The following is a 24690-nucleotide window of genomic DNA, read 5'->3' on the forward strand; positions in this document are numbered from 1 at the left end:
TGGGGCATTTCTATCTTTTATACAGATTTCTGCATGCTGCTATAGTTTCAGTTGATAAAATGAAAAAAGCCAGAGTCTCTTTTTGAAAAACTCAGGTTTATCTTGTGTTATATATTTTTTTTAAAATGCTTTGAAACCTGCTACTTCGGTAGAGACTTCACCAATTACTCCTGCATTTTTTAGAATTGCACTTTGTACTTTCACAAAATGAATACTTTCCAATTGCACCGGATCACCGTTCGAATCAACGGCATTGTCTAGATCGAATTGGTTGTAACGGTAATTTCCATATTCGTCTTTAGCAATATCTTTTCCCCAATTATCAGCATACCCTTCTCCAAAATCCTTGTTATGCCATTCTCCTTCAACTTGTTCAGTACGTGGTTCAAGCTTACTTCCAGTTAATGTGTATGAACTAGTTTTGATCCAATTGGGATAATACATTTGTTTATGGAATTGAGGAAGGTGTGTGATCGTACCTGATTCTCCTTGATTGTCTTCCCAAGGAATATCTCCTATTTCGTCAGGTCTGTAATATGTTACTGAATAGTCGCGAGTCGTTTCATCGCTTCCATTCAATTCATACCAAACGTCGTCTGCTTTTCCGTTACCGTTATCATCTCTTGATACCCATACGATCCCTGGTTCGGAACTGCCGGAAAATGGGTTACCAATAATTGCAAAGTCATATCCTTTACGGTTCTTGATTTCTTTTGGCATTTTTACTGTTATATAACCTCCAAATGCTCCTAAAGAAACAAATCCTTTCTTTTTGAAACGCTCTTCTGCATAGGTGTTTGCTTCATCCATTGTTTGGCAATTGTATCCATCGTTGATAAACTGTCCCGGTGCAGGACAATACTCTAATACTTTTAGTTCTCCATCGTTGTTGTTTGGAAGAAGTTCGTCATGATCGTTTCCACATGAAGAAAATATAGTAGCTATGATAGCTAAAATATACCAATGTTTTTTCATAATTTATATCTGTTTAATTATTAAATATTATGTGAGATGGAACATTTTTACCACAATCAATGGAGTTAATTTGTTCTCCATCTTTGTTATAAATGACAATTTTATAATCTTCCCATTGTTCACCATAGATGGCGTATAGTTCGCCAGTCTTCTGGTTTAACTGTAAAGTAGTGGCAATTGGTAATCCGGATTCATCGGCTGAGATGAAAGGTTCTTTGATAGAGTTGGGATCACCAATGATATATTTATAAATGCAATTGTCAGCAGACGCAATATAAATGATACCCTCCGTTTCTGATACAACCATACCAACTGTGGGGCTTGACCAATACGGACCTTTTGCCGGTTTAAAATTGATAGGAGTTTTTTGTACTGTAAAGTTTTTGTCGATTTGAACAATACTACAACCTTCGTCCGTTGATTCAAGTGTGTATATGTTGCCATCCTTTGCTTGTACAAAATTTATTTTCTGATTCTGTATTATATCAAGTCCCGGTTCTATAGTTAAAGGCATTTCGTTTTCTTTAGCAGCCAACAGGTCACTTACATTATAACATTTAACTTGGGAGGGCTCTCCATAAGTATCGTTCACCAGAACTTTTCCATTATATACAATTCCATTGAATAGGCTATAAGAACTGTTCTTTGTAAGGCTGACACTGCTTAGAGATTTAAGATTGATACGTCGTATTCCATCTCCTCCTGCCAGTGCATATTGGTCATTCAGTATGATCATACCATGCAAATGAGTTCCAATCGTTGCCGATTTCTCATAGTAGAGAGTTTTCGAATCAACAATAAAAAGGTGCTCTGCATTAGTCGTGTTACTATTGTTTAGAATATATAACTTTCCATTATTGCTACAAACACTAGGCTTATCGGCTCCTAACTTTTTACCGGCATTTAAAGAACTATAACAATCTTCATATTTTACTTTCTTTTCTGCATCATAGAAGTTAAAAGTATCATCGATATAGAGGAATCCTTTTGAGAAATCATGATTAGATTTGAAACTTGTAGTCATTTCTACCTTACCATATTCGTTGCTGATAATACAAGTTAGATTAGCACGACAAGGCTTATCAACCTTATAGCTGAAAGTGTTTTCGTTGGAGTATTCTTCTCCATTGATAAGCCAAGAGTAAGTAGCATTTTCCGGATTGAGTAACTCCGGAGTAATTTCCAATGTTTCTCCCATGTTCAGAACCTGATTTTCTGTAGGAAATGTTCCTTTCAATACATTAGGGTAATGTGCCAGATTGTTGAGGTGTAAATCTTCGCAGTCATCGTTGCTGCATGAGGCAAAACCTATGGATACACATACCATCAATAAAATTGAATGTAATCTATTCATTATTTTCTGTTTTTGCGATTAATTGAAAATGAATGTAGCGGGGAAGAAGTATCCGTCATAAGCTACTTCTGATATTTTTTCTCCGGTTTTAGCGTTAAATCTTACTATTAGGTTTTTCTGATAATCTTCAGTCAGATAATTTGCTAATAATTCATTTGTTTTAGAGTTAATGCGAATACTTGCACCATAGAAGTTATATCCTTCCTTAGTATAGTTAATGAAAGCTTCCGAAGGAGCAGGATCATTAAAAGTTGCTTTGTATATGCTTCCGCCAGCAATATAGTAGAATGTACCATCAGGAGTACCACAGAAATTGGCTTCCCTATAACTTCCAAAAGAGGAAGGTATATAGTTACTATGAATTGCTTTTTTTTCTATTTCCCAATTTGAGTTGATTTTTACCAGATTGTTTTCTATATTTTCTTTAATTGTTTCCATTGTGTATAGATCCTTACCACATTGGACAAAGCGAGTACCTCCAGTTGTTTTTATATCTAATGTTTCGAATGGGAACTGGTTCTGCCAATTGTATTGAGAGAGGTCGCCACATAAAGTTTCAATATCAATAACATATATTTTTTGCCCTTTTACATTGAGCAGCAATTTATTATTGTAGACTATTCCACTTCCACAACCTCCCCAGCTGCTGCCTGTAGAGATTCCTACGGCTTCGAATGTATTTAGATCTACTCGATAGAAATCTCCATTGGCTGTTATTACACCGTAGCGGTCATTGATTCCAATAAATTCATAAGCTTGTCTATTATTAGGTAACAAATGCCCTATATTTTTCTCTACATAGAGTGTTTTAGGATCCATAATCACCAATTGATTATTTTCTTTAGAGCAAACATATAATTTTCCATTCCACAATGTCGCTGATTGTGTAGTGACTCCTAAAACATCACCGAAATTTTGATTTTTATAACACCAATGGTCTATATTATTAGTCTGGTAATTATAAAATGAAATACTTCCTGTTCCATGTCCAAACCATCCTTCGTTAATTACGAAGCAACCTTTTGAATAGTCAGCTCCGGGGACAATCACTTTATTTTCCAAAGTTACCTTTCCGAGATCATTGCTAAGTTCCAGTACTACTTTTGTGCGGGTGGGGCGCTTGGCATGGAAAGTGAATGAAGGGTCTGTAGATATATCCTCACCATTCTGATACCATTGATAGTATATGTCTAATGGGCTACTTGCTTTGGGAGAATATTCATATAGCTCCCCGACATTGAGAGTTAGATTTTTTTCAGGAAAAGTTCCTTCTTTAAGAGTTGGCAATCCTTGTAATTTATCGATGTGGTCGAGATCACAATCATCGTTGGAACAAGCTGCAATGACAAGCACTGTAGCCAGGCATAGAAACGATTTAAATAGTTTTTTAAAGTTCATATTTTATTTATTAAAAAAATGCTTGTAAATACAATCCATAATACATTCTTCATAAAAGTGTCCGGGCGAAATCCCTTCGACCGGACACGCATAATAAACTTGGCAGAGTTTATCTTTACTACATACTTTCTCTGAATCAGAGTGGTGAATGAAATGATAGACGAATGGTCCGGTTCATTAGATTCAACGCTTTTTCCTCGAAAGCAGTGAAATAGGTTACATGGCAGGTCTTCTGACTTATTCCTGTTGTGAACGCCTTCCCGGAAAATTATCCAGTGGCTCATGAGTTCAGTTGCTCACAACATAATATATGGAACTTACAGCAGCGGGACTGTTCAGGATTTACACCTGATTCCCTTTTAATCGCTTCCCTCGTATGAGAGTTGCAAACCAATGCAGGACAAAGATAGGTAGTTTCTTTTTCTTATGCAAGAAAGAAAGGAAGGGAATTTAAATAATCTGATTATCCGTTCTTTTAATGCTGGGATAAGTAACGGATAATCAGATTGTATTTTATGAATGGAGGGTTAAAAATTCTTCAATAGCTTGTGCTGTAGCATCTTTCAATAATACGGTTTTCTCTTTGTCAATGAGGTAAAGAGTAGGGATTGCTTTTAAATCGTAGATTTGCTCTTCTTTGATGGTGAATTTTTTATCATAAGCATTGATCCATTCTTTAGGAAATTCACTCAAATGTTTTCTCCATTCATCAAGTTCCTCATCTGGATAAAGAGAAAGTAGTATCAGTTTCTTTTCTTTCAGAAGTTTGTTGATGATAGGAGCATTCTTTAGTTGCCCGATCATTTCAGAACATGCGTGGCAACCGGGGTTGTTGATGAACAATAAGATGTAATCGGCATTAAGCTTATAGAGATTACCTTGTGCACCGGAAGCAACGTGTATGTAAAATCAAGTGCTTTTGTTCCGATACGGTTTTTGAGGGCCAGTTCCAAACGAGCTTTTGGACGTATCTTTTCTGTTTCATTCAGTATGGGTGAGGCGATCATTGCTTCAAGCACAGGAATATAAAATTCTTCGTTGCGTAACGGAGAATTAGGATCATATAAATATTTGTCGGCTAAATCTGTGATATAAAAAAATACTTTTTTATTTGCGTTCGTCTGTTCAATGGTCTTTCGGATAGCTTCATGAGCAGTTGTTAAAGGTACATGATTAAGGATATCACAATAATCAGCCCATGCTTGTTCTGTGATGTCAGGATGATGAATATAATTTGTATCGGTAAAATTTACGTTATCCCAATAATGTTTTACCAGAAAGTCTGCACGTTGTTCCGGATCTGTCATCATTTGTGGAATGGAGGGCAAAGTGAAGGATTTAATGGTATCTTGTGGTATTTCATTCTTGTTTTGACTGGAAGCGTTCCCACTTTTGCAGGAAGTGCAAAGAAGAAAAAAACAAAGAATGGAAAGAAAGTTTATATTCAATTTCATAACTTACTGTTTTTACGTTGAACTTTACATCATATACGTTGAGACAAAGATAGCTTCCTTTTTACTTTCTTCAAAGAATTTTCAGAAAAGAATATTCCAGATATAAGAATGAATTAGGCTGAAAATGTGCTGTTTTTAAGAAATCTCTTCAATTTATTGATGGTTTGGTAAATGAATTAGAAAAGAAATTGTATAAATGAGTGTAATAATATGCAGAAAGTCGGTTTGTTTTGTATGTTACTGCACAGAATATGCAATTAATAGTGTCACTATAAGTTATGTTTCTCACCGACGAACACTCTGTTTCTCACTGATGAACACATTGTTTGTCGGTAATGAACATTCAGTTTCTTGGTAAACTAGTTATAATGTGAGAAAATCTATCTGTTTTTAGTCTGGTTTACTTTTTATTGAAGGTAGATGTAAATTGATAAAATGGAGTGAAATGCAGTCTATGTCGTTCTAAAAAATTATATTGACAAGTGAATATAATCGTTTTGATATGAATAAAGTCTTAGGTGTAGAAAAATGAAATTTACTATTGGTGAATGCCAGTGATTTTCTGTTTACTTCGGAAACTCCGCTAGATTTATTCATTTATAGATTGATTAAATATCCCGTTTTTAAGGATGATCTATTTTATATCATTAATAAGTCTAAGAGTATCGATAAAAAGGAATAAGTCGATTCATTGTTTCGATTCTAATCTATTGGTCATCTCGTAGACTTATATAATGTCTATTTTTCTTTAGCCAGTGTAAATACGAATTCCAATCCTCCTCCTTGATTATTTTTAGCGGAAATGCTTCCACCATGGATAATTACAGCATTCTTTACAATTGCCAGACCAAGCCCTGTTCCACCTAACTTACGTGAACGTCCTTTATCTACGCGATAGAAACGTTCGAATAGGCGATTCAAGTGCTCGGGAGATACACCGATACCAGTATCGGCAACACTAAAATAATAGTAGTTTTCATCTTCACGAAAACAATTGATATTGATTTGGATATTTGTTCCGGCGTAGGCTATAGCATTATCCATCAGATTACGGAAGATAGAGTAAAGCAATGAGTAATTCCCTTTGATTTGAATACTTTTTTTGAGAGAATTGACAACGGTGATTTGCTTCTCTTCTAATTCCAGAGATACTTCATTAATGATATTGCCTACTAAAAGACTAATGTCTATTCGTTCCATATCAATCATATTAGCAGCTTCATCCATACGGGTAAGTACGGAGATATCACGAAGCAAGCGACTCAATCGATTACTTTGAGCATAACATCGTTTAAGGAAGGTATTCATCTTGTCTCTAGGGATTGTCTCATTATTGACAATAGTCTCCAGATATCCCTGAATACTGCTGACAGGAGTTTTTAGTTCATGCGCAATATTCTGAGTCAGTTGACGTTTCAGTCGCACCTGTTCTTCCTCTTGGGTAACGTCATTAATAGAAATCTCGAAACTTGCGTCCTGGAAAATGATGCACTCTACGATAAATGTCCTTCCGTTTTTGTTGATTGTCACAGACATTCTCTTTTCATCTTTACCGCTGGAACGCTGTTGCTGATTCTTGTTGATGAAATGAGTGATATCTTTCAATTCTTCAATGGCAAACACTTCCTCGGTTGTTTCCAGATTAGAGTCTGAAATCAGGTTGCTGTATTGTGTAAAAAGATTATTTACCAGAATTTCTTTCTTGTCTTTAGTGAATATCCCCAATCCTTCGTGTGAAATTTGTAGGTGAGTGATTAACTTTTCACGTTCAATGTAAAGAGCTTCTTTTGTTTCGTGCAGACGTTTGTATATCTGGATAATATGCTGTGAAATCTCTCCTAGTTCATTGTGTGGAAAAGCAGAATTCATCTCCATCTCAATAGGCTCGTTCCGATCGGCACGCATGGCGAATTCGCGAAGTTGACTGATAGAAGTTCCCAGTTTCTTGGTAAACTTGTAAAAGATGAAAATTAATAGTAGAGATACAATCACAGTGAACCACAAATAGTGTGGATCTGCTTTCAGATTATTAATCAGGCTGACGTTGTAGGGTAATGCCGAGCGTATGAAATAATCTCCGTAACGAGTAGCTGAATAGAAATATGGCACTCCTGTGGTTTCCGAAGTGCGGCGTACGTCAAATCCGTTGCCGTTTTTCAGTGCTTTTTGTATTTCCGGGCGGTTCAGGTGGTTTTCAATCTGGAGATTGGATGTTTGATAACTGTCATATAACACATTGCCTTGTAAATCAATCAGCGTTACCCGTAAGTCCTTCAAAGAGTGATTACGGATATATTCATAAGTTGCCTCTTCGATGGCCGATGTGGTATTTAATTGTTCATATAGTCGGTTGCTGTAATCTTGTAACTGTGTATTTAGCAATTCGATTTTGTATTCTCTTTCACGTTGATATTGATATGCGATAAAGCATGCGGCAAATACAAGAAATAGAGATATAACCGAAAGGAACAACTTCCGGCTGAAAGAAAGAAAATGTTTATGTGTGACAGGTAGGTTCATAATTGTTTATTATTCAGCTTCAAAGCAATATCCATATCCCAGGCGGGTAACGATACATTTGCCGTATTCGCCTATTTTCTTGCGTAAACGGGTAATGTTTACGTCAATGGTACGATCGAGTACATACACCTCATCGCTCCAAATGCGTGCAAGAATATCTTCGCGCGAGAAGACACGTCCTTTATATTGTACTAACAGAAGCAGTATTTCAAACTCTTTTTTGGTAAGTTGCACTTCTTCGCCGTCGATACTTACTTTCTTTTTGGTAATATCGATCACGAGTGACTGATAAACAAGACGTTCGGGAGCTTGTTCAGTTTCTGCAGTCGTTGTACGTCTTAAGACAGCTTTTACGCGGGCAATGACTTCACGCAGAGAAAATGGTTTCGAAATATAATCATCCGCTCCCAGATTAAATCCTGTAACGGTATCGTTCTCAGTATCTTTGGCTGTGATAAAGATGATAGGCACCTTATCTGTTTTCTTATCCTTCTTTAGCATATTAGCCATTTTGAATCCGGAGATTTCTCCCATCATCACATCAAGAAGTAGCAGGTTATAACTGCTGATATCCATCTTCAATGCTTCTTCGGCAGAATTTGCGGTATCCACTTCAAAACCTTCATTTTCCAGATTAAACTTCAGGATTTCACAGAGGTCCTCTTCATCATCGACAACTAAAATGCGGTAATCATTCATAATCTATATGTATTAATGTGATATGACAAAGTTACATCTTTATTTTATTCTGTCGCAAAGATGAGGAGACTTTGTTACGGGCGGATGAAACAAATATTACATTCATATTACATTCTACAAAATACGTTATCCGGCATAGATTTTAATAGTTTTTGCGGAATGTATGAGGAATAAATGGTTGCTATTTGTTATCTTTGTTAGAGAAATGTGATAGATACATTATAATATACATCAACAGGCAATGATAAATATTGACTTTAAGCAGCATCGGCGCGAAATAATCGGTATCATTATAGCGATTTTACTAATAATAGGAGGTATGTCTATCTTTAGATATACTTCTTTTAATAAAGATTTTGAGATTGTAGACGATTTGGGAGGGAATATATTTCCGTCGGCTATCTTGTCGGTAGCTACAACGGATGCACAAGTAATCACACCTTCGGATTCTTTGTATTTGGGAAATCCTAAATCGTGTATTGCCATCCGGATAAAATCAAGGACAGCTTATAGTCGTGTGCGGATTGAAGTGGCGGAAACTCCTTTCTTTTCCCGTTCTGTATCGGAATTTGTATTGAATAAACCCCGGACGGAATATACCATTTATCCGGATATTATCTGGAATTATGAAGCATTGAAAAATAATGTGCAGGCAGAACCAATCAGTGTTGCGATGGAAGTCGAGATAAATGGAGAGAGTCTGGGGCAACGTGTCCGTACATTCTCTGTGCGTAGTATCAATGAATGTCTGTTGGGGTATGTGGCAAAAGGCGTTAAGTTTTATGATACCGGTATTTTCTTTGCTGCTTATGTCAATGAGGAGAATCCTATGATTGATCAATTGCTCCTCGAAGCATTAAATACTCGTATCGTGAATCGTTTTCTAGGTTATCAGAGTCCGGTTAAAGGTGCTGTAGACAAACAGGTGTATGCACTATGGAATGTACTACAAAAACGCAAATTCCGTTATAGCTCTGTATCTAATACAAGCCTTTCAAGTAATGTCGTCTTTTCTCAACGTGTTCGTACGTTTGATGATTCATTGGAGTCTTCACAGATCAACTGTGTAGATGGAAGCGTACTTTTTGCTTCCTTGCTTCGTGCCATTAATATCGATCCGATTCTGGTACGTACGCCGGGACATATGTTTGTTGGCTATTATACGGATAACTCTCATAAAGATATGAATTTCTTAGAAACCACAATGATTGGGGATGTGGACTTGGATGACTTTTTTCCAGATGAACAGTTGGACTCTACGATGGTCGGTAAATCTCAGAATGAGATGTCATTACTGACTTTTGAAAAATCCAAAGAATACGGGAATAAGAAATACAAGGAGAATGAGAAAGGAATTCATTCAGGTAAATTGAATTATATGTTTTTGGAAATCTCCAAAGATGTACGTCGAAAAATACAGCCTATAGGGAAATAGTGTTGTTTTTCATCTTGTTTATCAGCCTTTCTTTGAGTGATTGAAATTACTTTCCACTTTTTATTTTTATCTTTGCATTTATAATTCTTAAAATGAAAGAGAATGCAAGGCAAGAAATTTATCTCTCCCGGAGCATGGTTCTCCATGATTTATCCATCAGACTGGAACGAGTTTGAGGATGGTGAAGGCTCATTTCTTTTCTATAACCCTGAAGTATGGACGGGCAACTTTCGTATATCTGCTTTTAAAGGGAAAGTCGGTTATGGCAAAGAAGCCGTTCGGCAGGAACTGAAAGAGAATGAAACAGCTTCTTTGGTTAAAATAGGAATGTTGGAATGTGCGTATAGCAAAGAAATGTTTCAGGAAGAAGGGACTTATTATACTTCTCATCTATGGATGGTCGGAATAGATGATTTAGCTTTTGAATGTTCGTTTACTGTGCCTAAAGGGGGTGATGTGAAGGAGGCGGAAGCTGTCATTGCTACATTGGAAGTTCGGAAGGAAGGACGGAAATATCCAGCGGAACTTATTCCTGTTCGTCTGTTGGAGATTTACCAGATTAATGAAGGATATGAATGGGCAGTTTCTAAAGTGAAGCAGGAGTTGAAGAAAGACTTTCAGGGAGTAGAAGAAGACTTGGAAAAGCTTCAGTGCGTGATTGATAGTGGTAAGATAGGTCCCAAAAAGAAGGATGAATGGTTAGCAATCGGTTTAACGGTTTGTTCTATTTTGGCCAATGAAGTGGAAGGGGTAGAATGGAAAACGTTAATCGATGGAAATCGTGAAACACCTGTTCTTCAATATCACGATCAGGTGATTGATCCTATGAAATTGGCTTGGAGCAAAATAAAAGCAGGTCAGCCTTGCAATGTCATTGAGGAATATAAAACCATACTTAATTTAATCATTACAAACCAACTAACCTAAGTGGCAGTACCTTATTTACAAGTAGACAATCTGACCAAGTCTTTCGGGGATTTGGTCTTGATGGAAAATATATCTTTTGGCATTGCCGAAGGGCAGCGTGTCGGACTTATCGCCAAGAACGGAAGCGGTAAAACGACCTTATTGAATATTATTGCCGGAAAAGAAGGATACGATAGTGGAAACATTGTATTTCGTCGCGATCTCCGGGTAGATTATCTGGAACAAGATCCTAAATATCCCGAAGAACTAACTGTACTTGAAGCCTGTTTTCATCATGGGAACAGTACCGTCGAACTTATTAAAGAGTATGAACGTTGCATGGAAACAGTCGGTCATCCCGGACTAGAAGATCTGTTGGTACGTATGGATCAGGAGAAAGCCTGGGAATATGAACAAAAAGCCAAACAGATTCTCTCGCAACTGAAAATCCGTAATTTCGACCAACAGGTGAAGCAACTTTCCGGTGGTCAGTTAAAGCGCGTTGCATTAGCCAATGCATTGATTACTGAGCCGGATTTACTGATTCTCGATGAGCCTACCAATCACTTGGATCTTGATATGACGGAATGGCTGGAAGAATATCTTCGTCGTACTAATCTGAGTTTGCTGATGGTGACGCATGATCGTTACTTTCTTGATCGTGTATGTTCAGAAATTATAGAAATAGATAACCGGCAAATTTATCAGTATAAAGGAAACTACAGCTATTATTTGGAGAAACGCGAGGAACGGATTGAGGCCAAAAGTGTAGAAATAGAACGTGCCAACAATCTTTATCGTACAGAACTTGATTGGATGCGTCGTATGCCTCAGGCACGCGGACATAAAGCGCGCTATCGGGAAGAGGCTTTTTACGAATTGGAGAAGGTTGCCAAACAACGTCTTCGCAATGATGATGTGAAGTTGGAAGTGAAGGCTTCTTATATTGGAAGTAAAATATTCGAAGCTGATCATCTCTCTAAGAGCTTCGGCGACATGAAGATTCTGGATGATTTTTCTTATATCTTTTCCCGTTACGAAAAGATGGGAATCGTGGGAAACAACGGAACCGGTAAGTCTACCTTTATCAAGATACTGATGGGGCTGGTTCAGCCGGATAGCGGAATATTGGAAATCGGTGAAACGGTTCGCTTCGGTTATTATTCACAGGATGGGCTTCAGTTTGACGAACAGATGAAGGTGATTGATGTGGTACAAGATATTGCTGAAGTGATAGAGCTGGGTAACGGTAAGAAACTGACTGCTTCGCAGTTCTTACAACATTTCCTGTTTACGCCCGAAACTCAACATAGTTATGTTTATAAGTTGAGTGGGGAGAACGCCGTAGACTTTACCTCTGTACGGTGCTGATGCGTAATCCGAACTTCCTCGTGTTGGACGAGCCTACCAATGATTTGGATATTATTACTTTAAATGTGCTGGAAGAGTATCTTCGAAATTTCAAAGGGTGTGTGATCGTTGTATCCCACGACCGTTACTTTATGGATAAAGTAGTCGATCACTTGCTGGTGTTCAACGGGCAAGGAGATATTCGTGACTTTCCGGGGAATTATAGTGATTATCGTGATTGGAAAGAAGCGAAAGCGCAGAAAGAGAAAGAAGCAGCAAAGCCTCAGGAGGAAAAGACTGCCCGCGTCCGCTTGAACGAAAAACGAAAGATGAGCTTTAAAGAAAAGCGTGAGTTTGAACTTCTGGAAAAGGAAATTGCTGATTTGGAGGCAGAGAAGACCCAGATAGAAGAGTTGCTCTGCAGTGGTACGCTTTCTGTCGATGAACTAACGGAAAAATCGAAACGTTTGTCCGAAGTAAATAATTTGATTGATGAGAAAACAATGCGCTGGTTGGAGCTAAGCGAGATAGAGGGGTAGGCTTAATAAACTGACTAAATACGAAAAAACAAGTAATTGATAATAAATAATTTATAACTTTTCTGTCATGTCGAACCTGACCAATTATCATAGTCACTGTCTTTATTGTGACGGACGAGCAAATATGGAAGATTTCATTCGCTTTGCCATTAGTGAGGATTTCTCTTCCTATGGTATTTCTTCTCATGCCCCATTACCATTTTCTACCGCATGGACTATGGAATGGGATCGTATGAATGATTATCTGTGCGAATTTTCCCGTCTGAAGAAAAAATATGCTGATAAGATAGAATTGGCAATCGGGCTTGAGATTGATTATCTAAATGAAGAGAGCCATCCGGCTTTGCCCTGTTTCCAGGAATTGCCACTCAATTATCGAATAGGTTCTGTGCATATGTTATATTCACCGGAGGGGAAAGTGGTGGATATCGATACTTCTGCCGATACTTACCGTCAGCTGATAGACATGCATTTTGGTGGTGATATTGAACAGGTAGTTCGTCTGTATTATAAGAATTTACTTCGGATGGTGGAGTTAGGTGGATTTGATATCGTAGGCCATGCAGATAAAATGCACTATAATGCTTCATGTTATCGTCCCGGTTTGCTGGATGAGGTTTGGTATGACACTCTTGTGCGTGATTATTTTGCAGAGATAGCCCGTCGCGGTTATATTATTGAAATCAATACCAAGTCATATCGTGATTTGGGCACTTTCTATCCCAATGAACGTTATTTTCCTTTCTTAAAAGAATTAGGTGTCCGGGTACAAGTGAATAGTGATGCACATTATCCGGAACGGATTAATAATAGCCGTCACGAAGCCCTTCTAGCCTTGAGAAAAGCAGGATTTGAGACGGTTACAGAATGGCATAAAGGGAAATGGGAGGAAATACCCATTAATCTATAATAGGTAGGTTCCTTTCAATTTCTTCAATCTTCGCTCCTAATCTGATTTTAGACTTGTGTTCCAGTGTTTTCAGAAGATAGAAATAAATGACCTTGACTTGAATCATGGTGTTAATTTGTTCTGTATCAATCACTGAATTTGTGGATTCGTCAAGAGGACTTTGTACAAAGGTTTGTAGAAGTTCTATCATTTTAGTATCTCCCACTGTTGATAATAAATTCCAGTTGCCGGCACTTACTATCTTCTTGATGTCATTTGTTAAGGAGTTAATCATTTTTTTGAGTTCTATTATTTCTTCGTCAGTTCGATTGACGGGGCGGTTAAGCTCATTAACTAATGCATTGATTCTCATGTCTAACTCTGAGTCATGTTCTTTTATGTTAGTTTGTGCAAAGAATATTGCATCATAAATAGAATTAATTTCGTTAGTTAAAGCATTATTATTCAGCTTACAACAATACATCAGATATTGATAGATATCCTTATCGATTTGTTTTACTTTGACTGATAATGTTCCTACGTACTCCTCGTGTCTTTTGATTGGAAGTGCTTTTATTGAACACTCTTCGTTGAGATAACGAATACTCTCTACTTCTATTTGTTTGTAATATACTTTATATAGTGTATTACAATCATTGAGTGCTACTTCGTATTCTTTAATCACATCGCAATTGGCAGCAGTAAAAGGTGTATCTATTTTATTAGCAGCTACTTCCGATCTGTCAAATACCAGAATATTCCGATTCAGAAAATATCTGTACTTTTCTATAACGATATTATTGCAGTAATATTCCAGATACCATTGTCTAAACGCTTCATTAGATATTGTTTTCAGAGTTTCTGCCTCAGCTGATGTTTGGACCTCTTTTTCTACAATATCGGCAACTTTCAGTTTGATGTTCTCTGGTAGTAATGTCCATGAAGAGACGAAAGAAGTCACTTTTTTCTTGCTGTTACATGATGTCAAATGTGAAACTCTTTTTTCTGTAGAAGGATGTGTATCCCATGTGTTCTCAATAACGATTCTGGAAGGGGGATATAGAGTGGGTATCTCCTGATCCATCAATGATTGATAGGATATTGATAAGTGATTATTTTGAGTGATGATATCTGTTATGATTTGATATGCTTCAAAGAAGTTATTCACTTTTTTCTTTTCTTCGGCCAAATTGGCTAATGCTTCTTTAGTAACATTAAATGAGGAGGCTAAAATTTCAATTTTATATAATGCAGAAGCAAATACATCTTTTCCGATGTAATCGCATGCTATCCTGTCCGCATCATATTCCATCTGGCGTGATAGCTTGAAATAGGAATGATTCACTACTCTATACATATATTGTAATATTCTCTTGACCAGATTAGTGAATATTCGGGTGAATTTACCAAAAAAAGCAAGAGATTGTATCGGAATTACACACCACTCATCTACCCATTTATCCCATTTATCTTCTTGAAAAGCAAGGTTATAGATAACAGTGTTAGCTATATAAACAGTAGAGCCTACTTTCATACTTTTTTGTGAGAAGTGGCCGAATTCATGTGCAAGTATCCCTTTTAGTTCATTCGTATTGGTAGCATTGAATAGTCCTAAACCTATTTCCAGATTTTTCTTTACCGGAAAGAATATACTCCAGAAACTGGTATTATAAAAGACGCAGGCATTGACATCCGGTGATAAATATACTTTTTTAGGCATAGGGCATTGCGTTTCCAAAGCAACTTCGCGGATTGCTTGAAATAACTGTGGACATTCTGTTTCTGTAATTAATCTCCTGCTCTCGTTGTTGTTTATTGTACGGGAAAAGATGAATTTCACGAGATAGATACCAAACATAAGGGAGAAACCTATTCCTCCGACCATAAGGGCGAGTAGTAAAAGCATTAGTCTTATCGAATGGAGAGCGGTTAAATGTAGAACTCCCCAAAAACAAAATTGATAAGCCAGCCAAATTAGCAGTACTCCTATGGCGATTAATCCTATATATACAAGGATAAAGAGGGATATTTTGAAGAGAACAATAGAAGAGTGCTGTCGGATAGTGTCGTTGTGTTTCATAGCCTTTATATGATATAGTTATTCCTATGCAAATATAGGATTAATTTGCATAGGAATAACTATATAAAAGACTTTTTGATGAGCAGAACAAGAATAATATTATTCTGTTCTTTTACAAGCATTTGCTTGGAAGAACTCGTTCAACGCATCTTCGTAGTTACCTTGTATTAGGATATGATGATTACCGAGTGGATTTTTCAGGAAATATTCGGTAGGGGTATTCATTTTAATGCGTACTTGTGTACGGCACATGTTGATATAGTTGGTATTTTCTGTTAATGTTCCGGTAGATAGATAATATTCGTCCAAACACTCTCCACCGCATTTTACAATAGTCACATCTCCAGTAGGAAGTAATCCCTGTATACCTATACTTTTCTCCGATTCAAAATGATTTCGGATGACATATCTTTCCGTTTGTTTGAGTCCTACGGTACAGTGTGCCAATACCAGTTCGTTCGAACGAGAGGTTATCATAGACGGGTTAGCCATGAATCCCCCTTTTCCTGTCAGTGTTTTCACTGCAAGTAGGGTAAAGACAGATTGTAAATCGCCTTCACATCCTGCAATGATTCCTTCATCATTCAATAAGGACAAAGCCAGACAGCCTGTAGTATCAATTTGTTCCAATATTTTAAAACAACTGATTGTCAATGCATGCAGCTTGTTTTCTTCACAAACTTTTTTTATAGCCCTATATAGTTTCATTGCATTAATTAAATCTTTGGGACTACCCTCCCGGCAAGCGAGAGCCTGTGAAGCGACGGCAGCGCACGATGCACCTACTTCGTCATCAGTGATATGTTGGAAATGCTTATATATGGACTCTAGTGGAATATCATTGTATTCGATTCCCCAACGTCGTTTGGCTAACAGATAATCAACATTACTGGCTATTAACCAAGGAGAGGGTGTGCCAATGACGCCGATGCGTTTTCCAAATAAGGAACGCTGAGCTTGGAAGTTATTGTATAGGATATGGATTCTCAATATGATAGCTGGTAGTTCTCCATGTAAGATTTCACTTTTCATGCCACGTCCCCGTAACCAGGAAGAAATCTCCAAAGCTGCTGCAAGTGAATTCTGCATACCGTCCGCTAATAAAATAGCGGGGCGGGGGAGACGTTCAAAATGCTGGATGACTAGTCTTTCCACTCCTCCGGTAGCGATGAAGATAATTTTGAAATCATTACTACTCAGTTTGTCCATATCTTGGTAATCGATGAATTTAACGGTATAGTATTTCTCGAGCTCACTTAACACAGCTTCATGTGAACTACGTAGTGAAGTCTGTTTATGAAGAAGCGAAGCGAATGAGATGAGATGTATAGTCATTATGGTATTGTTTTAAGTTTTCCATATGACAAATGTATAGCTTTCTTTCCATATTTCAATAACGATTTTAACCTTGCTAAGGTTTTTAAAGTTTTTATGTCTCTGTATTCAAATTATTGCGTACATTTGCAGCTTCAAGTAGAAAAAGTAAATAGTAATTAGTAATTTGTAATTAAAATTATGCCAACCATCTCCATTCGCGGAAATGAGATGCCTGCATCTCCTATTAGAAAACTGGCTCCTTTAGCAGATGCTGCCAAACAGCGGGGAGTCCATGTGTTTCACCTGAATATCGGACAGCCTGATCTGCCCACTCCTCAGGCCGCGATTGACGCGATACGCAGCATTGACCGTAAAGTGCTGGAATATAGTCCGAGTGCCGGTTATCGTAGCTATCGTGAAAAATTAGTAGGATATTATGCTAAATTCAATATTAATCTGACTGCTGATGATATAATTATTACGTCAGGAGGGTCGGAAGCGGTGCTTTTCTCTTTTCTTTCCTGTTTGAATCCGGGAGATGAAATTATTGTTCCTGAGCCGGCTTATGCCAACTATATGGCTTTTGCAATTTCGGCTGGAGCAAAAATCCGTACAATTGCCACTACTATTGAAGAAGGCTTTTCTCTTCCGAAGGTGGAGAAGTTTGAAGAACTGATCAATGAGCGGACAAAAGCGATATTGATTTGTAATCCGAATAATCCGACCGGATATCTGTATACTCGTCGTGAGATGAATCAGATTCGTGATCTGGTGAAGAAATATGACTTGTTTTTGTTCTCCGACGAAGTTTATCGTGAGTTTATTTATACCGGATCTCCTTATATCTCTGCCTGTCATCTGGAAGGAATTGAGAACAATGTTGTATTGATTGATTCCGTTTCAAAACGATATTCAGAATGCGGTATTCGTATCGGTGCGTTAATTACCAAGAACAAAGAGATACGTGACGCTGTTATGAAATTCTGCCAGGCACGTTTAAGTCCTCCATTGATCGGGCAGATTGCTGCGGAGGCTTCTTTGGATGCTCCTGAAGAATATTCGCGTGAAACGTACGATGAATATGTGGAACGTCGTAAATGTTTGATTGACGGATTGAATCGCATACCAGGTGTATATTCTCCTATTCCGATGGGAGCTTTCTACACAGTGGCAAAGCTTCCGGTGGATGATTCGGATAAGTTCTGTGCCTGGTGTCTTTCTGATTTTGAATACGAAGGGCAAACAGTCTTTATGGCTCCGGCTTCCGGTTTCTATACGACTCCGGGTTCAGGAGTCAATGAAGTACGTATTGCTTATGTATTGAAAAAAGAAGATTTGACGCGTGCGCTTTTCGTTTTGCAAAAAGCATTGGAAGCGTATCCGGGAAGAACAGAATAAAAGAATTGCAGAAAATAAATGTCATTCTCACTTTTTATAGCTCGGCGTATTTATCGTGAAAGCGATGGTGGTAAGCAGGTATCTCGTCCTGCTGTCCTCATTGCGATGGCGGGTATTGCTATAGGGTTAGCTGTAATGATTATTGCTGTTGCGGTAGTGGTTGGTTTTAAGAGTGAGGTGAGGGATAAAGTCGTAGGATTTGGTTCGCATATACAAATCACTAATCTGGATGCAGTTAATTCTTATGAAACTCATCCTGTTGTAGTGGGAGATAGTATGATGACTGCACTTGCCGGTTATCCGGAAGTCAGTCATGTGCAGCGTTATTCTACGAAACCGGGAATGATAAAGACCGATGAGGCTTTTCAAGGAATGGTATTGAAAGGCGTCGGTCCGGAGTTTGATCCGCATTTTATAAAGGAATATTTGTTAGAAGGAGAAATTCCTGTTTTCAGTGATTCGGTTTCTACTAATAAAGTTCTTATTTCCAAAGATCTGGCTGCCAAGTTGAAGTTGAAGCTTGGAGATAAAATTTATACTTATTATATTCAGGATGATATTCGTGCTCGCCGATTAACGATTGCAGGGATTTATCAAACTAATTTTTCTGAATATGATAATCTCTTCTTGCTTACGGATCTTTATACAGTCAATCGTTTGAATGGCTGGCAACCGGAGCAAGTGAGTGGGGTAGAACTAGAAGTTAATGATTATAATCGTTTAGATGAGATTACCTACAAAATAGCGGAAGATACAGACAATCAACATGATCTTTTTGGCGGTACTTACTATGTTCGAAATATAGAACAACTGAATCCTCAAATCTTTGAGTGGTTAGGGTTGCTGGATACCAATATCTGGGTAATTCTTGTTCTTATGATGGGGGTTGCCGGTTTCACCATGATTTCTGGTTTACTGATTATTATTATTGAGCGAACCAACATGATTGGTATTCTAAAAGCTTTGGGGGCTGATAATTTTACTATTCGCAAAACCTTTTTATGGTTCTCTGTTTTTCTGATTGGTAAAGGAATGATTCTAGGAAATATCATAGGACTTGCCTTCTGTTTTCTCCAATCTTATTTTCAGATATTTAAATTAGATCCTACCAACTACTATATGGACTCCGTTCCTGTTTATTTTAATATCTGGTTCTTGTTATTAATCAATGCGGGGACATTACTTTCGTCTGTACTTATGTTGATAGGTCCTTCTTTCATCATTGCTAAAATTAATCCGGCAAGTTCAATGAGATACGAATGATATTTCTAGTGATGATTTTTATCTTCTCATGAAATCTCCTTTCCCACGGAAGAAACGACAAGACTTGAATCTTAGTGATTGTATCGGTTGAAGTAGATCAAAAATAGGTAAAGAGAAATAGTATTTTCTTCCTCCGCCCATTTCTTTGGCTGTCTGATTGATTACGATTGCTTGAAGGATATAACGGAGTATCCAGACAAATAAAGCGATTCCCACGACCAACCAATGAAAGTTAAGGATACCGAATACGATTCCGGCAATACATACTCCATAGAATAGTAATCTTGAAAAGGTTTCGAAGCCTAGTAAATAACGTTGTATTCCACGATAATAACGTGCTGTCGCCATAAAACTTACCTTTTCTTCTTTCCAATCCTTTATACGTTCTATCGGCTGTATTCTTACTGTTGCATTATAATCAGTTTCGACTTTCGTATTTTCTGCTGTAGCTATTTGGTTAATAAACAAATCATCCTCACCACGTTGTAGATTTAGGTAAGATGAATATCCTTTTTGTTTGAAGAATAATTCTTTCCGATAAGCCAGATTACGTCCGATACCCATATAAGGTTTTCCGGCTATAGCAAAGCCAAGATAACGCATGGATTGAAAGAGTGCATCGAATGCCACCCGTTTATGAAACCATCCTTTAGTACGATCATAGCCACTATAACCTAGCACAATCTGTGTTTGCGAAGTAAAGTTACGTGCCATTAGTTTCAGCCATTGATTACTTGCCGGAATACAGTTTGTTTCAGTAAATACCAGCCAATCGTGTTTACTGGCTTTGATACCTAATGTAAGAGCTAGTTTCTTGTGGCTGATATATCGTGCACTTTCCGGAGTGAAACTGTGATAAAGATTGGAATATTTTTCTTCAAAGATTCCTAATACGTCTGCTGTTTCATCGGTCGAAGCGTCATTGATAACGATCACTTCGAATTGCGGATAATCCTGTTCCAAAATCGTTGGAAGTATCTTGCGCAGATTATCAGCCTCGTTACGGGCACAGATAATAACGGATAGAGGAGGAAATTCTCGTGAAAAATGAACCTCTTCCTTGCGTACAGCTGTATTATGTCTGTGTATTCGGTTGTACAAACCAAAATAGTAAATGAGTTGGATAATAAAGAGGATACCTGCAGCTGATAATAATATCAGTTCGATAGTATTAAATGTAAATGCTTCCATTAATTTATATGTCGTTTTTTATACCTGCAAAAGTACGTATTTTTTCGGTAGCTTTGCTACTTTGCAGGGAGGTTATTTCGTGAATCCAGATATTCTTTCTTGAACATATCCACAAACAGAAAGAATAATGACAGCAATAAAGGACCGAATATGACTCCCATAAACCCAAATAATGGTAATCCGACTACGACTCCGAAAATGGTTATCAACGGATGAATATCCGCCATTTTCTTTTGTATAATAAAACGTATCAAATTGTCGAGCTGGGAAATGATTAATCCGCCATAGGCGAAGAGCCCGATAGCGTTAAACCACTCTCCATTCAATGCAAAATAAGCCGCTACAGGTACCCAGACCAGAGCTGTTCCTACCATGGGAATAACTGTCGCAAAACAGGTTAGGAATCCTAAAAGCCAGATATTGGGAGCACCGAAAATAAGATATCCGATCATGGCCACTCCTCCTTGTATGATAGCCAATAAAGGAATACCGATGGCATTGGACCGTACAATCATATTGATTTCGTGAATAACATCTTTGGTGTTTGTTTCATTGAAAGGAAGAATATCATTGACATAAGATTCCATTTTCTGACCACCGATTAACATGAAATATAACACGAAAATCATCACAAATAAATTGATGGCAAGGTTGCTGATTCCACCCATTATTGCCTGTCCTATCCGAGGGAGTAATGATACTATAAATGATAATGTATCACTACCTAACACATCATACCCGGTTTTTTCTTTGATAATGACTGCTGTCTGTTGGATGGGAGCAATAAAGGTCTGTGGTGCTAAATTAATATCTTGTAATTTATTAACCAACAGCCAGATAGTCAATGCAGCAGGGACAAGGAATACGAGAGCTGTTTCTAACGTGATCAGAAAAGCACTGAGACTTCGCTTCATTTTCCTTGTTTTAGTCAAATAAATCATTTGGTTGCGTACTAGGATATATATGGTGAGTGCACCCAACAATCCGCCCAAAAAGGGAGTGATTTGACGGAAGATAATAACTCCTATCAATAGTATAATGACAATGAGGGAATATTTCCAGTATTGTTCTTTAATGTTCATATTGTGTAATCAGTTCGTTTATACGTTAATAAAAACAATTAAAGCCTCTGAAAGTTTTGTTTATAAAGAAAGGTTGATATGAAAAATGGTTCCTTTGGTTCAAAGTTTCTTTTGATAATTCGATCAGATATTCGTTAATATCCGATCGAATTATGTTAAAATGTTAATGAATGCGTTCTTCTTATTAAACCATGTTATAAGATATACTATTTTTTTCCAGAAATTTGGATAAGAACTGAGAAATTGTACTTTTGTAGTGTGTTTTTCATAGTATTAGATTTAAGGTTAATAAAAAAGATTGGCTGTCTGGGATAGATAGCCTTTTTTTTGATATTTATTCTTCTCTGTCCTCTTCCGAATATTTTAATTCAAATATTTAATAGAACTTTAATAGTTATAGTTTCTATAATTGGGTGAATTGTATTTTGTACTTTTGTTTATATGACTATTAAGTGATAACAATGATATAGAATAGCTCTCTATCAACCACAAGAAAATTGATAGAGAGTAACAGCACGACGAGAAAAAGCTGTAATAATTACTTCGTTTTGATATTCTGTTTTAGAAGAAAGTCATTGGTTGTTTTCTTTTGCTGATCTTTAGGCATTGCACCTTGAATAATTCTGGGATCTTCTTTCTTCTAGAATAGGGTACATAGCTTTACAAGGTCCGTACCACGTTGCGTAGAAGTCTATTATCGCGATAAAAAGAGTATTCACCCTTTAAAATGATGGAAAGGGTTTTAATTATGTGGGAGCTATAATATTTTTAAATTAGAACTAAGTTGTCTCGTCGGGAAGATGAGGCTTTGTAACTTCAGTTTTCATATTTACCCCAAATCTTCTATCAGTAGGTAACAGTTGATTAGTCCTGCAATCACTATTTTATTATTCAAATTATTCACTTCAATGCAGTGGATAGATGTGTTGTATAAGTATCCAAGCATTGATATCACGTGTATTCTATGTTTAAAAAGAATAATTATCTGCCATCTTACACCAATTTGTGTATATCTGTTTGATATATAGAAGTTTAATGGCGTGTAAGATGTGTGTTGCAGATGTGTGTAAGATAAAGTATCTTACACACATCTAATTTATTTAAGTAGCACTTTACTTTAAATTAATCTCCTTCTTAAAATTAGTCTCAAACCATCTGACTAAAGTATTTCAAGCCTTTGACTACTTATTTCATATAGGAAGAACACTTTGTTCAAGGCATAGAACACATTGTTTCACTACATAGAACACATTGTTTCAAGCCTTTGAACACTTCGTATTGTACGCTGTTACGATTCATTTGTCAGGTGATTACTTAGAAATTAGCTGAAGATATAAACAATAATTCCCGTAATAATAACATAAGCCAATGCGTATGGGATAGCAGCTTTCAGTATTTCCCCTTCTTTGCCTTGTTGATTTCCGGCAGAGGTGGCAATGGCTATACTTTGCGGGGAAATAATTTTTCCTCCGGTAGCACCTACTGTATTAGCGGCTGACAACCAATCCGGGCTGACATGAATTTGTCCGGCAACACTAGCTTGTAGTTTACCAAAGAGAATATTGGAGGATGTATCACTCCCTGTGATAAATGTTCCCAAGCATCCGATGACTGGGGCAAAGAGTGGGTATAAACTTCCGGTCGCAGTTGCCAATGCCGTAGCAATAACAGCAATCATACCGGAGGTATCCATGATAGTAGATAATCCGACTAGACAAATTACCGTTATAAAAGTTTTCTTTAACTGCTTCACAGTATTCCAAAGAACTATAAATAAATCTTTGACTTTTGCTCCTTGTATCAATCCTCCTATAAAAGTTCCAATGAATAATAATACTCCTGCGTGAGTAAGCCAGGAGATTGTATAATTAACTGTAGAAGCATTGATCGGAAGGCTAATTCTGGTAATCCAATTATTTTCTAATGTATGTCTTAATCCTGGGAGGAGGGGACTAGTCAGAATAATAAGGAATAGAATGAGTAAATAAATACTCCATGCATTAAGAATATCTTTTGTTTTAAGCGTGCTTTTTCGTGCCTTTTCTTCTTTGGAAGCTGTTAGTTTACCGTAGAGAACGATTACGATGATTGATAGTATGCTTCCAATAATGGCCGGAGATTCTGCACCCATATATTTGGCTGCTACATATTGTCCGAGCAAGGAAACACCTCCTACTAATAGAGCTAGAAATATATTCTTTGGCAGTGATTTCACTTTAGGATCAGTGAGGAATAGCAATACTAGAGGGATAAGGAACATTAAGACGGAAAGTTGTAACACAACGTTCGTACTCAGTTGCAATACATCTAAGTTCGTTTCTTTTGCCAATACAAGTACAGGCGTTCCAATGGCTCCGAAAGCGGTGGCAACACTGTTGGCAATCAAACTGACAGTAGCAGAGAAAATCGGCTTAAATCCTAAACTGATTAATATAGCTGCCGGAATAGCAACAGCAGTACCAAATCCGGCCATTGCTTCCAATAAACCGCCGAATCCCCATGTTAATAACAGCACCTGAATACTTTTATCCGTAGAAATCGACGAAAATTGTTGTTTGATGACTTCCATCTTCTGTGTTTTCAGCAAGACATTATAGCTGAAAATAGCCATTAAAATAATGATTAAGATAGGCGAAACTGCCTTCAATGCTCCATAGATAAATGAGAACAACAGATTGTCTACAGTGACGGAAAAACCAAAAAAAGCAATAAGGATAGTAACAATTAGAGAGATGATACTACTTTTATCACCAGGCATTTTGAAGAATGCCATTAAAACTATCAACAGCAGTACCGGAATCACAGCAAGGATTAGAGTCATAACTATCAGATTTAAAAAA

At 37.3% G+C, this 24690-nt stretch carries 15 protein-coding genes, 3 pseudogenes and 1 riboswitch; of the genes and pseudogenes, 6 read left to right on the forward strand and 12 right to left on the reverse strand.

Annotated elements, in window-relative coordinates:
• Positions 1 to 120: 120 nt before the first annotated feature.
• From JCM17102_RS06030 to phoB, 6 genes and pseudogenes are all read right to left on the reverse strand, one after another.
• On the reverse strand, positions 121 to 975 hold the full coding sequence (locus tag JCM17102_RS06030; RefSeq protein ID WP_025074406.1) for a hypothetical protein: 855 nt from the start codon (positions 973 to 975) through the stop codon (positions 121 to 123).
• 13 nt (positions 976 to 988) lie between these two features.
• The gene (locus JCM17102_RS06035; protein ID WP_025074407.1) at positions 989 to 2329 is read right to left on the reverse strand and encodes a DUF5074 domain-containing protein; all 1341 of its coding nucleotides are present in this window, start codon (positions 2327 to 2329) and stop codon (positions 989 to 991) included.
• 18 nt (positions 2330 to 2347) lie between these two features.
• The gene (locus JCM17102_RS26410; RefSeq protein ID WP_051572794.1) at positions 2348 to 3727 is read right to left on the reverse strand and encodes a DUF5074 domain-containing protein; all 1380 of its coding nucleotides are present in this window, start codon (positions 3725 to 3727) and stop codon (positions 2348 to 2350) included.
• 205 nt (positions 3728 to 3932) lie between these two features.
• Positions 3933 to 4138: riboswitch (cobalamin riboswitch) on the reverse strand.
• 102 nt (positions 4139 to 4240) lie between these two features.
• Positions 4241 to 5181, reverse strand: a pseudogene (locus JCM17102_RS26415) (DUF5106 domain-containing protein).
• Between the two features lie 738 nt (positions 5182 to 5919).
• On the reverse strand, positions 5920 to 7701 hold the full coding sequence (gene phoR, locus JCM17102_RS06050; RefSeq protein WP_025074408.1) for a two-component system sensor histidine kinase PhoR: 1782 nt from the start codon (positions 7699 to 7701) through the stop codon (positions 5920 to 5922).
• Positions 7702 to 7710: 9 nt separating this feature from the next.
• Positions 7711 to 8400 carry a two-component system response regulator PhoB gene (phoB, locus tag JCM17102_RS06055; RefSeq protein WP_025074409.1) on the reverse strand — a complete coding sequence of 230 codons (690 nt, stop codon included), beginning with the start codon at positions 8398 to 8400 and terminating at the stop codon, positions 7711 to 7713.
• 241 nt (positions 8401 to 8641) lie between these two features.
• Between phoB and JCM17102_RS06060 the strand changes: the two genes are divergently transcribed.
• The 4 genes and pseudogenes from JCM17102_RS06060 to JCM17102_RS06075 all read left to right on the forward strand — a co-directional run bounded on the left by JCM17102_RS06060 (position 8642) and on the right by JCM17102_RS06075 (position 13540).
• Positions 8642 to 9835, forward strand: coding sequence for a hypothetical protein (locus JCM17102_RS06060; RefSeq protein WP_025074410.1), 1194 nt, complete (start codon positions 8642 to 8644; stop codon positions 9833 to 9835).
• Between the two features lie 102 nt (positions 9836 to 9937).
• Entirely contained in the window at positions 9938 to 10762 is an 825-nt protein-coding gene (locus JCM17102_RS06065) for a DUF3805 domain-containing protein (RefSeq protein WP_025074411.1), read from the forward strand.
• Positions 10763 to 10822: 60 nt separating this feature from the next.
• Positions 10823 to 12630: pseudogene (locus JCM17102_RS26420) on the forward strand (ABC-F family ATP-binding cassette domain-containing protein).
• A 67-nt stretch (positions 12631 to 12697) separates the two neighbouring features.
• Positions 12698 to 13540: a histidinol-phosphatase gene (locus JCM17102_RS06075; protein WP_025074412.1), complete on the forward strand. Its 843-nt coding sequence runs from the start codon at positions 12698 to 12700 to the stop codon at positions 13538 to 13540.
• Here the strand turns inward: JCM17102_RS06075 and JCM17102_RS06080 are convergent.
• Complete coding sequence (locus JCM17102_RS06080) at positions 13530 to 15599, reverse strand: M48 family metallopeptidase (protein WP_081800197.1); 2070 nt, start codon at positions 15597 to 15599, stop codon at positions 13530 to 13532. The two genes, JCM17102_RS06075 and JCM17102_RS06080, sit on opposite strands and share 11 nt — an antisense overlap.
• 99 nt (positions 15600 to 15698) lie before the next feature.
• Positions 15699 to 16934: an L-arabinose isomerase family protein gene (locus tag JCM17102_RS06085; protein WP_025074414.1), complete on the reverse strand. Its 1236-nt coding sequence runs from the start codon at positions 16932 to 16934 to the stop codon at positions 15699 to 15701.
• 180 nt (positions 16935 to 17114) lie between these two features.
• Between JCM17102_RS06085 and JCM17102_RS06095 the strand changes: the two genes are divergently transcribed.
• Positions 17115 to 18314: a pyridoxal phosphate-dependent aminotransferase gene (locus tag JCM17102_RS06095; RefSeq protein WP_025074415.1), complete on the forward strand. Its 1200-nt coding sequence runs from the start codon at positions 17115 to 17117 to the stop codon at positions 18312 to 18314.
• An 18-nt stretch (positions 18315 to 18332) separates the two neighbouring features.
• The gene (locus tag JCM17102_RS06100; protein WP_025074416.1) at positions 18333 to 19577 is read left to right on the forward strand and encodes an ABC transporter permease; all 1245 of its coding nucleotides are present in this window, start codon (positions 18333 to 18335) and stop codon (positions 19575 to 19577) included.
• Between the two features lie 18 nt (positions 19578 to 19595).
• Here the strand turns inward: JCM17102_RS06100 and JCM17102_RS06105 are convergent, their stop codons facing one another.
• The 4 genes and pseudogenes from JCM17102_RS06105 to JCM17102_RS06115 all read right to left on the reverse strand — a co-directional run bounded on the left by JCM17102_RS06105 (position 19596) and on the right by JCM17102_RS06115 (position 24671).
• Positions 19596 to 20768, reverse strand: coding sequence for a glycosyltransferase (locus tag JCM17102_RS06105; protein WP_025074417.1), 1173 nt, complete (start codon positions 20766 to 20768; stop codon positions 19596 to 19598).
• 56 nt (positions 20769 to 20824) lie between these two features.
• A complete protein-coding gene (locus tag JCM17102_RS06110; protein ID WP_025074418.1) occupies positions 20825 to 21850 on the reverse strand; it encodes an AI-2E family transporter in 1026 nt (341 codons plus the stop codon).
• A 538-nt stretch (positions 21851 to 22388) separates the two neighbouring features.
• Positions 22389 to 22551, reverse strand: a pseudogene (locus JCM17102_RS31325) (thioredoxin domain-containing protein); the annotation flags it as partial.
• A gap of 620 nt (positions 22552 to 23171) precedes the next feature.
• Entirely contained in the window at positions 23172 to 24671 is a 1500-nt protein-coding gene (locus JCM17102_RS06115; RefSeq protein WP_025074419.1) for an L-lactate permease, read from the reverse strand.
• Positions 24672 to 24690: the final 19 nt, after the last annotated feature.

Source organism: Bacteroides faecichinchillae JCM 17102 (assembly GCF_000614145.1).
Lineage (GTDB): Bacteria > Bacteroidota > Bacteroidia > Bacteroidales > Bacteroidaceae > Bacteroides > Bacteroides faecichinchillae.